At 35.9% G+C, this 12,624-nt stretch carries 13 protein-coding genes and 5 tRNA genes; all 18 read left to right on the top strand.

What is annotated here, in order from left to right:
* Positions 1–2: 2 nt before the first annotated feature.
* The 18 genes from UH1x_RS03470 (at position 3) to rpoB (ending at position 12,594) form a co-directional block, all read left to right on the top strand.
* Positions 3–881 carry a ComEA family DNA-binding protein gene (locus tag UH1x_RS03470; RefSeq protein WP_482625111.1) on the top strand — a complete coding sequence of 293 codons (879 nt, stop codon included), beginning with the start codon at positions 3–5 and terminating at the stop codon, positions 879–881.
* A gap of 10 nt (positions 882–891) precedes the next feature.
* Positions 892–2,061, top strand: a complete 1,170-nt coding sequence (locus UH1x_RS03465) for an acyl-CoA dehydrogenase family protein (protein ID WP_482625109.1) — start codon at positions 892–894, stop codon at positions 2,059–2,061.
* Positions 2,062–2,161: 100 nt separating this feature from the next.
* Positions 2,162–2,356 carry a 30S ribosomal protein S21 gene (rpsU, locus tag UH1x_RS03460; RefSeq protein ID WP_036155953.1) on the top strand — a complete coding sequence of 65 codons (195 nt, stop codon included), beginning with the start codon at positions 2,162–2,164 and terminating at the stop codon, positions 2,354–2,356.
* Between the two features lie 90 nt (positions 2,357–2,446).
* Positions 2,447–3,337 (top strand): tyrosine-type recombinase/integrase, encoded by an 891-nt coding sequence (locus UH1x_RS03455; protein WP_482625106.1) that lies wholly within the window; start codon positions 2,447–2,449, stop codon positions 3,335–3,337.
* 47 nt (positions 3,338–3,384) lie between these two features.
* The gene (gene hpf / locus UH1x_RS03450) at positions 3,385–3,687 is read left to right on the top strand and encodes a ribosome hibernation-promoting factor, HPF/YfiA family (RefSeq protein WP_036155949.1); all 303 of its coding nucleotides are present in this window, start codon (positions 3,385–3,387) and stop codon (positions 3,685–3,687) included.
* A 103-nt stretch (positions 3,688–3,790) separates the two neighbouring features.
* A tRNA-Thr gene (locus UH1x_RS03445) sits at positions 3,791–3,864 on the top strand.
* A 27-nt stretch (positions 3,865–3,891) separates the two neighbouring features.
* Positions 3,892–3,973 (top strand) — tRNA-Tyr (locus UH1x_RS03440).
* Between the two features lie 47 nt (positions 3,974–4,020).
* Positions 4,021–4,093 (top strand) — tRNA-Gly (locus UH1x_RS03435).
* A 71-nt stretch (positions 4,094–4,164) separates the two neighbouring features.
* Positions 4,165–4,236: transfer RNA gene (locus UH1x_RS03430), tRNA-Thr, on the top strand.
* Between the two features lie 55 nt (positions 4,237–4,291).
* Entirely contained in the window at positions 4,292–5,479 is a 1,188-nt protein-coding gene (tuf, locus tag UH1x_RS03425) for an elongation factor Tu (RefSeq protein ID WP_036155947.1), read from the top strand.
* Between the two features lie 100 nt (positions 5,480–5,579).
* A tRNA-Trp gene (locus UH1x_RS03420) sits at positions 5,580–5,655 on the top strand.
* A gap of 55 nt (positions 5,656–5,710) precedes the next feature.
* Positions 5,711–5,899, top strand: coding sequence for a preprotein translocase subunit SecE (gene secE / locus UH1x_RS03415; RefSeq protein WP_036155945.1), 189 nt, complete (start codon positions 5,711–5,713; stop codon positions 5,897–5,899).
* A gap of 7 nt (positions 5,900–5,906) precedes the next feature.
* A complete protein-coding gene (gene nusG / locus UH1x_RS03410; protein ID WP_036155943.1) occupies positions 5,907–6,458 on the top strand; it encodes a transcription termination/antitermination protein NusG in 552 nt (183 codons plus the stop codon).
* A 78-nt stretch (positions 6,459–6,536) separates the two neighbouring features.
* Complete coding sequence (gene rplK / locus UH1x_RS03405) at positions 6,537–6,974, top strand: 50S ribosomal protein L11 (protein ID WP_027067854.1); 438 nt, start codon at positions 6,537–6,539, stop codon at positions 6,972–6,974.
* Positions 6,975–6,992: 18 nt separating this feature from the next.
* On the top strand, positions 6,993–7,682 hold the full coding sequence (gene rplA, locus UH1x_RS03400) for a 50S ribosomal protein L1 (protein WP_036155941.1): 690 nt from the start codon (positions 6,993–6,995) through the stop codon (positions 7,680–7,682).
* Positions 7,683–7,707: 25 nt separating this feature from the next.
* Positions 7,708–8,223, top strand: coding sequence for a 50S ribosomal protein L10 (gene rplJ, locus UH1x_RS03395; RefSeq protein WP_036155939.1), 516 nt, complete (start codon positions 7,708–7,710; stop codon positions 8,221–8,223).
* 51 nt (positions 8,224–8,274) lie between these two features.
* A complete protein-coding gene (gene rplL, locus UH1x_RS03390) occupies positions 8,275–8,652 on the top strand; it encodes a 50S ribosomal protein L7/L12 (RefSeq protein WP_036155937.1) in 378 nt (125 codons plus the stop codon).
* A gap of 132 nt (positions 8,653–8,784) precedes the next feature.
* Positions 8,785–12,594, top strand: coding sequence for a DNA-directed RNA polymerase subunit beta (gene rpoB, locus UH1x_RS03385; protein WP_405413583.1), 3,810 nt, complete (start codon positions 8,785–8,787; stop codon positions 12,592–12,594).
* The last annotated feature ends 30 nt before the right edge of the window (positions 12,595–12,624 follow it).

Here is a 12,624-nt window from a genome sequence, read left to right as displayed (position 1 = left end):
TCATGAATTCATTTAAATCCCACTTTAAGTTCAATAAACAAGAACGAAGTGGGATTTTCTTTTTGCTATTTTTTCTGATTAGTATACAATGTGGTTATTATCTGTACAAAGCAAAGGCAATAGATCGATCTACGCCCCTACAAATTGATAGTGTGCTTCAATCTGAAATTGATTCTTTGAAAATTGTGGCGTTAGAAAAAGATACTGTTCGCATATATCCTTTTAATCCAAATTTTATTACTGATTTTAAAGGGTATACATTAGGTATGTCTGTTGCTGAAATAGATAGGTTGCATGAATTTAGAAGTAAGGAAAGATTTGTGAACTCAGCTCAAGAATTTCAAAATGTAACAAAAGTTTCAGATTCATTACTAAATACCATTTCTCCATTTTTTAAATTTCCTGAATGGACTCAAAATAGAAAAACGAAATCTACATTCAAATCAAACACATTTACTCAAAATAATAAAGTAAAGAAAATAGTGTGGAAAGATTTAAATACTGCAACGGCAGAAGACTTGAGGCAAGTAAGTGGAATAGGAGAAAAATTGTCTGCTAGAATAATTAAGTTTAGAGATCGTCTCGGCGGATTTTTAGTTGAGGAACAGTTGCAAGATGTATATGGTCTAGAGGCAGATGTAGTTGAAAGGGCTTTAAAGGAGTTTAAGGTAGTTACGAAGCCTGATATTTTAAAAATAAATGTAAATACTGCGACTGCTGAAGAATTGTCTAAATTGATATATCTGCAAAAACACGTCGCTAAGAGCATTGTAAATTATCGTAATCTCAACGGAAGTATCAATTCTTTGAACGAATTAGTAAAAATTGAGGAATTTCCGTCAGAGCGTATTAATAGAATTGCTTTATATTTGTCATTATAAAAAAAACGCTATGCAAAGTATGTACTTCACAGAAGAACATCAATTATTTAGGAACAGCCTAAAAGATTTTTTACAGAAAGAAGTGGTCCCTCATATAGATAAATGGGAAGAAACTGGAACTATAGAAAGGTTCATTTGGAAGAAATTTGGAGATATGGGCTATTTTGGTCTGGCAACGCCTGAAGAAGATGGTGGTTTGGGTCTTGATCTTTTCTATACTATTATTTTGTTAGAAGAGTTGCAAAAGATAAATTCTGGAGGATTTGCGGCGGCTATTTGGGCGCATGCGTATTTGGCAATGACCCATTTGAATAAGGAAGCAGATTCTTTTTTAAAGGAAAAGTATTTGCGACCAAGTGTAAATGGTGATAAAATTGGCTGTCTTTGTATTTCAGAGCCTTTTGGCGGTAGCGATGTTGCTGCGATGAGGACCAGTGCTGTAAAGCAAGGTGATCATTATGTATTAAATGGTTCCAAAACTTTTATTACAAATGGGGTATATGCCGATTACATGATCGTGGCGGCAAAAACAAGTCCTGAGCTGGGTAATAAGGGAATTAGCATTTTTGCTGTTGATAGAAAAAGTGAAGGGGTTACAGCTAACAAATTAAATAAATTAGGTTGGCGAGCGTCTGATACTGCAGAATTGGCTTTCGACAATGTTAAGATTCCTGTAGAAAACCTAATGGGTGAAGAAAACATGGGCTTTTCATATATAATGGAGCATTTCTCTTTAGAAAGATTGATAATGGGGGTTAATGCGCATGCGAGAGCAGAGCATGTTTTAGACTACGCTTTAAACTATATGTCAGAAAGGGAAGCTTTTGGTAGGTCTATAAATAAATTTCAGGCACTTAGACATCGTGTAGTTGATTTGCATGCGGATATAGATATGTGTAAAGAGTATAATTATTCCGTAGCGTATCGTTTAGATAAAGGACAGTATGTTGTTAAAGAGGCGACCATATCTAAATTAAAATCTACAAAAGTCTCTGATGAAGTAGCTTATGAATGTTTGCAGTTTTTAGGAGGTTACGGATATATTGAAGATTACCCAATGGCACGTAACTTTAGAGATAGTAGGCTGGGGCCAATAGGCGGTGGTACATCAGAAATATTGCGAGAAATTATTTCTAAGATCATTATTGATAAGAAAGAATACAAACCAGCTACGGTATAGTTGGTCAAATTAAATTTTTAAATATTAGTTTAAAGGTTGTTGGTTTAAATATAGTTACTATATTTGCAGCCTTAATCACAAAAGAGAGGAGGTTTAGCCCATGTTAATAATACCAGTAAAAGAAGGAGAAAACATCGATAGAGCTTTAAAGCGTTTCAAGCGTAAGTTCGATAAGACAGGTACAATGAGACAGTTACGTAAGCGTCAACAGTTCAATAAGCCGTCAGTAGTTCGTAGAGCACAGATACAAAAAGCAGAATATATTCAAGGTCTAAGAGATCAAGAAGAAGTTTAGACTTTGTCGTATAAGATATGAAATCCCGCAATTTGCGGGATTTTTTTTGCTCAAATTTTACTAAACTCAAAACTTTGATACCTTTAGATAATGTTTTTAAGTGAATTTATTTCTTATCTCTCTTTGGAGAAAAATTATTCTAAACATACGGTTAAGGCGTATGAGAATGATTTGCTTGAATTTAGTAATTTTTGCTTATCAAGTTATGATATCCATGATATTGATATTATAGAATATAATATTGTTCGGTTTTGGATAGTTGAACTGTCTGAAAGTAAAATTAATAATAGGTCGATCAATAGGAAAATAGCATCGCTAAAAGCTTATTTTAAGTTTCTTCAAAAAATAGAAGTGACAGATGTTAATCCTTTGAACAAGCATAAGGCATTAAAGACTGCTAAGAAAGTTGAGATTCCTTTTTCTGAATTAGAGATGGAGAAGGTGTTATCGCAAATAGAGTATAAAGAAGATTTTGAGGGTAAAAGAGATGAGTTGTTAATACATGTATTGTATGTGACAGGTATGCGTAGGGCAGAGGTTATTGCTCTAAAAGTATTAGATGTTAATTTTGAAGCAATGACAATTAAGGTCTTGGGTAAACGTAATAAGGAGAGAATTATACCTATGCTTTTAGAGACCAAAGAGAAATTTATAGATTATTTAAAAGGGCGTGAAAGCTTGAGTGGAGTGGTTGACGAAGAAACTATGTTCTTAACGAAGTCAGGCAATAAATTGTATGAAACACTTGTTTATAGGTTAATAAAAAAGTATTTTAGAGAGGTTTCCTCAAAGGTGAAGACGAGTCCGCATATTCTGAGGCATACCTTTGCTACGCATCTTTTAAATAAAGGCGCGGATTTAAATGCTGTTAAAGAGTTGTTAGGCCATTCTAGTTTGGCTTCTACTCAGGTTTACACACATAATAGCATTGCAGAGTTGAAAAAAGTTCATGCAAAAGCTCATCCTAGGGGGAACAAATAATTATTGTTAAATCAGGCTAAATTCTTAAAGCCATAAATTTTCTGACTATGAAAGTAAATACGCAATCGGTAAATTTTAATGCAGACGATAAGTTGATTAATTTCCTTCAAAATAGACTTGACAAAGTGGAAACCTTTTATTCTAAGGTAATTAGCTCAGATGTTTATATGAAAGTGGAGAACACAAGTGCCAAAGAGAATAAAATAGTAGAGATTAAAATTTCTGTTCCTAAAGATAAATTTGTGGTAAAAAAACAATGTAAATCATTTGAAGAGGCTGTAGACTCTGCTTGTAGTTCGCTGGAACGTAGGCTGATAAAGCAAAAAGAAAAAATAAGATTACATGCTTGATAAAAATTTTTCAAAATTTGTTTTGAATAAACAAAAAATACTATACATTTGCAGTCCGTTAGAAATAGCGGGCTTTTTTATGACAGAAAAAGTCGTGAAATAAGCCGATGTAGCTCAGCTGGCTAGAGCAGCTGATTTGTAATCAGCAGGTCGTGGGTTCGAGTCCCTCCATCGGCTCTTAAGTTCTTTAAAATATTAGTTTGAGGGGAGATACTCAAGCGGCCAACGAGGGCAGACTGTAAATCTGCTGACTACGTCTTCGCAGGTTCGAATCCTGCTCTCCCCACTAAACTATTTTCTAAGGAATTTTATTGAAATATTGTAATATTATAAGCGGGAGTAGCTCAGTTGGTAGAGCGTCAGCCTTCCAAGCTGAATGTCGCCGGTTCGAACCCGGTCTCCCGCTCTATAAATTTGACAGTAATGTCATCCCTGCGAAGGCAGGAATCTATCTTTTGGGTGGGTTCAACACTTTACGCCGGTGTAGCTCAGGGGTAGAGCGTTTCCTTGGTAAGGAAGAGGTCACGAGTTCAATTCTCGTCATTGGCTCAATTAAGGTATAAATTTGTACACTAATATAAACTAAGAATAAAATACATTAAACATGGCAAAGGAAACTTTCGATCGTTCCAAACCGCACTTAAATATAGGTACTATTGGACACGTGGATCACGGTAAAACTACATTGACTGCTGCTATTACTACTGTTTTGGCAAATGCAGGTCTTTCTGAATTGAGAAGTTTCGATTCTATCGATAACGCTCCTGAGGAAAAAGAAAGAGGTATTACAATTAACACTTCACACGTAGAGTATTCTACAGCTAACCGTCACTATGCACACGTTGACTGTCCTGGTCACGCGGATTATGTAAAGAACATGGTTACTGGTGCTGCTCAAATGGATGGTGCTATATTAGTTGTTGCTGCTACAGATGGTCCTATGCCACAAACACGTGAGCACATCTTATTAGGTCGTCAGGTTGGTATTCCAAGAATCGTTGTATTCATGAACAAAGTGGATATGGTTGATGATGAGGAGTTGATCGAGCTTGTTGAAATGGAAGTAAGAGAATTGCTTTCTTTCTATGAGTATGATGGTGATAATGGACCTGTAATCGCTGGTTCTGCATTAGGTGCATTGAACGGTGAGCAAAAGTGGGTTGATACTGTAATGGAATTGATGGCTGCTGTTGATGATTGGATCGAGCTTCCTAAAAGAGATGTTGATAAGGATTTCTTAATGCCTGTTGAAGATGTATTTACTATTACTGGTCGTGGTACTGTTGCGACTGGTCGTATAGAAACTGGTATTGCTAACACTGGTGATCCTGTTGAGATTATTGGTATGGGTGCTGAGAAATTGAACTCTACTATTACTGGGGTTGAAATGTTCCGTAAGATATTAGATAGAGGTGAGGCTGGTGATAACGTAGGTATCTTGTTAAGAGGTGTTGAAAAATCTCAAATTAGCCGTGGAATGGTAATCTGTAAGCCAGGTTCTGTTAAGCCACATGCTAAATTTGAAGCTGAGGTTTATGTATTGAAAAAAGAAGAAGGTGGTCGTCATACGCCATTCCATAATAACTATCGTCCTCAGTTCTACGTAAGAACAACGGATGTAACAGGTAACATTGCACTTCCTTCAGGAGTTGAAATGGTTATGCCTGGTGATAACTTAACTATTACAGTTGAATTGATTCAGCCAATCGCATTGAGCGTAGGTCTTCGTTTCGCTATCCGTGAAGGTGGTAGAACAGTAGGAGCTGGTCAAGTAACTAAGATTATAGATTAATTTTAATCTAAAATAAGTATTGTGTATAAGGGTGTCCTGCTCAAGCGGGACACCTTTACATGCAAATAATAGAATACGTGATTTAATTATCGCTATTCATACGGGTGTAGCTCAGTTGGTAGAGCACTGGTCTCCAAAACCAGGTGTCGGGAGTTCGAGTCTCTCCTCCCGTGCCACAATAGAATTTGGAATATAGGTATCCTATTTGTTGAAATTGTAAAAAGCATTTAAATGTTCACATATATAAAAGAATCCGTTGAAGAGTTGAGGAATAATGTTACTCTTCCATCACGTGCAGAATCATCTAACTTGATGGTTATTGTAGCTGTGTTTTCTATCCTTTTTGCTTTGGCAACTTGGGGAGTGGATACGGTCTTTAGTAAAGTGATTAAATCTTATTTCAACTTCGTATTAAACTAATAGGACTATGTCAGAAGTATTGGATAAAAAGTGGTACGTTGTAAGAGCTGTTAGTGGTCAAGAGAATAAAATCAAAGGATACATTGAGAGTGAAGTAGAGCGTCATGGTTTCTCTGACTATTTAGAAGATGTTCTTGTTCCTACCGAAAAAGTTGTTCAGATCAGAAACGGAAAGAAAATAAACAAAGAAAGAGTTTATTTTCCTGGTTATATCATGATTAAAGCAAACCTTGGTGGTGAAATGGTTCATATTATAAGGTCTATTACGAATGTAATAGGTTTCTTAGGTGAAACTAAAGGAGGGGATCCTGTTCCTTTAAGAAAGAATGAAGTGAACAGAATGCTTGGTAAAGTAGATGAGCTAGCTGTAAATACAGATAGCGTTGCAATTCCATTTGTATTTGGTGAAACGGTAAAAGTAATTGATGGTCCTTTCAATGGCTTCAATGGTACTGTTGAGAAAATAAATGAGGAAAAACGTAAGCTTGAGGTTATGGTTAAGATTTTCGGAAGAAAAACACCATTAGAGTTAAGTTACATGCAAGTAGAGAAAGTATAAGTATTAGAATAAGTGTTACATACATATAATTAAAGTAGTGTTGCTTCCGTAAACACACTTTCAATTTAATTTTAAACAATGGCAAAAGAAATAGGTAAAGTAGTTAAACTACAAGTTAAGGGAGGTGCAGCGAATCCATCGCCACCGGTTGGACCTGCCTTAGGAGCTGCTGGTGTTAACATAATGGAATTCTGTAAGCAGTTTAATGCTCGTACGCAGGATAAACCAGGTAAGATATTACCAGTTGTTATCACCGTTTACAAGGATAAGTCTTTCGACTTCGTTGTAAAAACTCCACCGGCGGCAATTCAGCTATTGGAAGCGGCTAAGATTAAAAAAGGATCTGGCGAACCTAACAGAGTAAAATTAGGTAGTGTTACCTGGGACCAAATCAAGGCAATAGCCGAAGATAAAATGGTTGACCTTAATGCATTTACGGTAGAATCTGCTATGAGTATGATAGCTGGTACTGCGCGTTCTATGGGTATGAAGGTAGCAGGAAAAAAACCTTTTTAAAATCTTAAAAGTAATTAAATGGCAAAGTTAACTAAGAAGCAAAAGGAAGCGCACTCCAAAATAGAGAAAGATAAATTATACTCTGTTACGGAAGCTTCAGCTTTAATTAAAGAGATAACCAATACAAAATTCGATGCATCTGTAGATTTAGCTGTTCGTTTGGGTGTGGATCCAAGAAAAGCAAATCAAATGGTTCGTGGTGTGGTAACATTACCTCATGGAACTGGTAAAGATGTTAAGGTTTTGGCTTTGGTAACACCAGACAAAGAAGCAGAGGCTCAAGAAGCAGGTGCAGACTATGTTGGTTTAGATGAGTATTTGGAGAAAATTAAAAGCGGTTGGACAGATGTTGATGTAATCATCACTATGCCAAGTGTAATGGGTAAATTAGGACCTTTAGGTCGTGTATTAGGGCCAAGAGGTTTAATGCCTAATCCAAAAACTGGAACTGTTACTATGGATGTAGCGAAAGCTGTATCTGAGGTTAAGGCAGGTAAAATAGATTTTAAAGTTGATAAAACCGGTATTGTACATGCTGCGATAGGTAAGGCTTCTTTTACTGCTGATAAATTGGCAGATAATGCTAAGGAGTTGTTGGATACTTTGAATAAGATGAAGCCAACTGCGGCAAAGGGTGTTTATATGAAATCAATTTTCATGTCTAGCACAATGAGTCCTAGTTTGCAATTAGATCCAAAGTCAGTTTAACAACTGGTAGTTAAAAATTAATAGTATGACAAGAGAAGAAAAAGCAACGGTTATAAAAGATTTGACTACGCAGTTGGCAGATAGCAGCACTATTTATGTAGCTGATATCTCAGGTTTAGATGCAGGAACAACTTCTGATTTAAGAAGAGCTTGTTTTAAAGCTGATATTAGACTAGCTGTAGTTAAAAATACATTGCTTGCAAAGGCAATGGAAGCTTCTGATAAAGAATTTGGTGAATTACCGGAAATATTAAAAGGGAATACTTCTCTTATGTTTTCTGAGGTTGCCAATGCTCCGGCAAAATTAATAAAGAATTTCAGAAAGAAATCTGATAAGCCTTTATTGAAAGGAGCTTTTGTAGAAGAAGCAATTTACATAGGTGATGAAAACTTGGATGCTTTAGTTAGCATTAAGTCTAAGGAAGAAATGATTGGAGAAATCATTGGATTATTACAATCTCCAGCTAAGAATGTTATTTCTGGACTTAAGTCTGGTGGTGGAAAAATCGCTGGTATCCTTAAAACATTATCTGAAAGATAAGTACGCACAATAAACTAAGTATATTTTAAAAATTTTATTAAACGATAGAAAATGGCAGATTTAAAAGATTTCGCAGAACAATTAGTTAACTTAACAGTTAAAGAAGTAAACGAGTTAGCTGATATATTAAAAGATGAGTACGGTATTGAGCCTGCAGCAGCAGCAGTAGCAGTAGCTGCCGGTGGTGGTGGTGAAGCTGGTGAAGCAGCAGAGGAAAAAACTGAATTCGATGTAATATTGAAAGCAGCAGGTGCTTCTAAATTAGCAGTAGTTAAATTGGTTAAGGAATTAACTGGTTTAGGTTTGAAAGATGCGAAAGATATCGTTGATAGCGCGCCAAAAGCTGTTAAAGAAGCAGTTACTAAAGATGAGGCTGAAGGTATCAAAAAATCATTGGAAGAAGCTGGAGCAGAAGTTGAGCTTAAATAATAGCAACAACCATATTACTTTTGGTTTAGGTCTTTGCGCTTTTTGCGTTTAGACCTAAGCCATTTTATAGAATTAGGTATATTAAGAGGTATACTACTCATTTAGTACTCACGATCAAAACACTGTCCGTAGATGTTCACAAATAATACTGAAAGAATAAGCTTCGCTTCCGCAAGAAACACACCGGATTACCCGGATTTCTTAGATATTCAGATTAAATCTTTCCAAGACTTTTTTCAACTAGAGACTAAATCAGATGAAAGAGGTAACGAAGGTCTTTATAACACCTTCATGGAAAATTTTCCAATTACTGATACAAGAAATCAGTTCGTATTGGAATTTTTAGATTATTTCATAGATCCACCAAGATATTCTATTCAAGAATGTATCGAACGTGGTCTTACTTACAGCGTTCCTTTAAAAGCACGTCTTAAATTATATTGTACGGATCCTGAGCATGAGGATTTCGAAACAATTGTACAGGATGTTTATTTAGGTACGATTCCTTACATGACTCCAAGTGGTACCTTTGTTATCAATGGTGCTGAAAGGGTTGTTGTTTCTCAGTTACACCGTTCTCCTGGTGTATTCTTTGGACAGTCTTTCCATGCAAATGGAACAAAATTATATTCTGCTAGGGTAATTCCTTTTAAAGGTTCTTGGATAGAATTCGCTACCGATATTAATGGCGTTATGTATGCTTATATCGATAGAAAGAAAAAATTACCGGTTACTACATTGTTCAGGGCTATTGGTTTTGAGCGTGATAAGGATATATTAGAGATTTTCGACCTATCGGAAGAAGTTAAGGTTTCTAATGCCGGACTTAAAAAAGTACTTGGTCGTAAATTAGCGGCAAGAGTTTTGAACACTTGGCACGAGGATTTTGTTGATGAGGATACTGGTGAGGTTGTATCGATCGAGCGTAATGAGATTGTACTTGATAGAGATACCATTCTTGAAAAAGAGCATATAGCAGAAATTATTGATGCAGATGTAAAAACTATTCTTTTACATAAAGAGAATAATGCGCAATCTGATTATGCTATTATTCATAATACATTACAGAAAGATCCAACGAACTCTGAAAAAGAAGCAGTTGAGCATATCTATCGTCAATTACGTAATGCTGAGCCGCCAGATGAGGAAACAGCACGTGGTATTATAGATAAATTATTCTTCTCTGATCAACGTTACAACTTAGGTGAAGTTGGTCGTTATAGAATGAACAAAAAATTACAGTTGGATATTGGAATGGACAAGCAAGTCTTGACTAAGGAAGATATCATAACTATTATTAAATATTTAATTGAGTTAATTAACTCAAAAGCAGAGATCGATGATATTGACCACTTATCTAACCGTCGTGTTAGAACAGTTGGTGAGCAATTGTCTTCTCAATTCGGTGTTGGTCTTGCGCGTATGGCAAGAACAATCCGTGAGCGTATGAATGTTCGTGATAATGAGGTGTTTACACCTATAGATTTAATTAATGCGAAGACGTTGTCTTCAGTTATTAATTCTTTCTTTGGTACAAACCAATTATCTCAGTTTATGGATCAAACAAATCCGTTAGCAGAGATTACGCACAAAAGAAGATTATCTGCATTAGGTCCAGGTGGTTTATCTAGAGAGCGCGCAGGTTTCGAAGTACGTGATGTTCACTATACACACTATGGTCGTTTATGTCCTATTGAAACTCCAGAAGGTCCGAACATTGGTTTGATATCTTCTTTATCTGTATTTGCGAAAGTAAATCCGATGGGCTTCTTAGAGACACCATATAGAAAGGTTACAGATTCTGTAGTAGATTATAAAAACTTTACATATCTAAGTGCTGAAGAAGAAGAGGGAATGAAAATCGCGCAAGCGAATATTCCCATGAAAGAAGACGGTACTATTGATGCTGAAAAGGTTATTGCAAGAGAAGAAGGTGATTTCCCTGTTGTAGATCCATCAGAAATTCAATATACGGATGTTGCTCCTAATCAAATTGCATCTATTTCTGCATCTTTAATTCCTTTCTTGGAACATGATGATGCAAACAGGGCTTTGATGGGATCTAACATGATGCGTCAGGCAGTTCCGTTGTTAAAACCGCAATCGCCAATTGTTGGTACAGGTTTGGAGCGTCAAGTAGCTTCAGATTCAAGAGTATTGATCAATGCAGAAGGTGATGGTGTTATTGAGTATGTAGATGCACAAAAAGTTACTATTAAGTATGATAGAACTGATGAAGAAAGATTAATCAGTTTCGAAGACGATAGTAAGACTTATTTCTTGGTGAAGTTTAGAAAGACCAACCAAGGAACGAACATTAACCTGAAACCAATTGTACAAGTTGGTGATAGAGTTAAAAAAGGTCAAGTTCTTTGTGAAGGTTATGCAACTGAAAAAGGTGAATTAGCATTAGGTAGAAACTTAACAGTGGCGTTTATGCCATGGAAAGGATATAACTTTGAGGATGCAATTGTAATTTCTGAAAAAGTTGTTCGTGATGATATTTTCACGTCTATTCACGTTGATGAGTATTCTTTAGATGTTAGAGATACTAAATTAGGAGCAGAAGAGCTTACGCATGACATACCTAACGTTTCAGAAGAGGCTACAAAAGACCTTGATGAAAATGGTATGATTAGAATAGGAGCAGAGGTTAAGCCTGGTGATATTCTAATTGGTAAAATTACTCCTAAAGGAGAGTCCGATCCAACTCCAGAAGAAAAATTACTACGTGCTATTTTTGGTGACAAGGCTGGTGATGTAAAAGATGCTTCTTTAAAAGCTTCACCTTCGTTAAGAGGTGTTGTAATCGATAAGAAATTATTCTCTAGGTCAGTTAAAGACAAGAGAAAACGTTCTGAAGATAAAGAAGAGTTATCTAAACTGGAATTAGAATACGAAGTAAAATTCCAAGAATTGAAAGATGTTCTTGTTGAGAAATTATTTACTATAGTTAATGGTAAAACCTCTCAAGGTGTTTTAAATGATTTAGGTGAAGAAGTATTACCTAAGGGTAAAAAGTATACGATGAAAATGTTGAACTCTGTTGATGATTTCGCTCACTTAGTTGGTGGAAGCTGGACAACGGATAGTGATACTAATTCATTAGTAGCTGATTTGCTTCATAACTATAAAATTAAACTTAACGATTTACAAGGTAACTTGAGAAGAGATAAGTTTACAATATCTGTTGGTGATGAGTTACCAGCTGGTATTATGAAGTTGGCTAAAGTCTATATTGCTAAAAAGCGTAAGCTTAAAGTTGGTGATAAAATGGCAGGTAGACACGGTAACAAAGGTATTGTATCTAGAATAGTGCGTCATGAGGATATGCCGTTCTTGGAAGATGGAACTCCTGTTGATATCGTTCTTAATCCACTGGGTGTACCTTCTCGTATGAACATTGGACAGATTTATGAAACTGTATTAGGTTGGGCTGGGCTTAAACTTGGTAGAAAGTACGCGACTCCAATTTTTGATGGTGCTACTTTAGATCAAATTAATGCTTATACTGACGAAGCAGGTATTCCAAGATTTGGTCATACATATTTATATGATGGTGGAACTGGACAACGTTTTGATCAACCTGCAACGGTAGGTGTGATCTATATGTTGAAACTTGGACACATGGTAGATGATAAGATGCATGCTCGTTCAATAGGACCATACTCTTTAATTACACAACAACCATTAGGTGGTAAAGCTCAATTTGGTGGTCAGCGTTTTGGAGAAATGGAAGTTTGGGCACTTGAGGCATATGGTGCATCTGCAACTTTACGTGAGATTTTAACGGTTAAATCTGATGATGTTATCGGAAGAGCTAAAACCTATGAATCTATTGTTAAAGGTGAGACAATGCCAGAACCTGGTTTACCAGAATCTTTCAACGTTTTAATGCACGAACTTAAGGGATTAGGTTTGGATATTAGACTTGAGGAATAGTTCAATATTACATATTGAAGAACTATTAAG

Source organism: Maribacter sp. UH1 (assembly GCF_056839145.1).
Note: the sequence above shows the minus strand (reverse complement) of the source record. Positions and strands in the feature narration are given on the sequence as shown.

Coding starts and splice junctions, on each gene's coding strand:
- tuf (WP_036155947.1), top strand. CDS start 4,292: ATGGCAAAGGAAACTTTCGATCGTTCCAAACCGCACTTAAATATAGGT.
- rplA (WP_036155941.1), top strand. CDS start 6,993: ATGGCAAAGTTAACTAAGAAGCAAAAGGAAGCGCACTCCAAAATAGAG.
- rplK (WP_027067854.1), top strand. CDS start 6,537: ATGGCAAAAGAAATAGGTAAAGTAGTTAAACTACAAGTTAAGGGAGGT.
- UH1x_RS03455 (WP_482625106.1), top strand. CDS start 2,447: ATGTTTTTAAGTGAATTTATTTCTTATCTCTCTTTGGAGAAAAATTAT.
- rpoB (WP_405413583.1), top strand. CDS start 8,785: ATGTTCACAAATAATACTGAAAGAATAAGCTTCGCTTCCGCAAGAAAC.
- nusG (WP_036155943.1), top strand. CDS start 5,907: ATGTCAGAAGTATTGGATAAAAAGTGGTACGTTGTAAGAGCTGTTAGT.
- rplJ (WP_036155939.1), top strand. CDS start 7,708: ATGACAAGAGAAGAAAAAGCAACGGTTATAAAAGATTTGACTACGCAG.
- rpsU (WP_036155953.1), top strand. CDS start 2,162: ATGTTAATAATACCAGTAAAAGAAGGAGAAAACATCGATAGAGCTTTA.
- UH1x_RS03470 (WP_482625111.1), top strand. CDS start 3: ATGAATTCATTTAAATCCCACTTTAAGTTCAATAAACAAGAACGAAGT.
- secE (WP_036155945.1), top strand. CDS start 5,711: ATGTTCACATATATAAAAGAATCCGTTGAAGAGTTGAGGAATAATGTT.
- hpf (WP_036155949.1), top strand. CDS start 3,385: ATGAAAGTAAATACGCAATCGGTAAATTTTAATGCAGACGATAAGTTG.
- rplL (WP_036155937.1), top strand. CDS start 8,275: ATGGCAGATTTAAAAGATTTCGCAGAACAATTAGTTAACTTAACAGTT.
- UH1x_RS03465 (WP_482625109.1), top strand. CDS start 892: ATGCAAAGTATGTACTTCACAGAAGAACATCAATTATTTAGGAACAGC.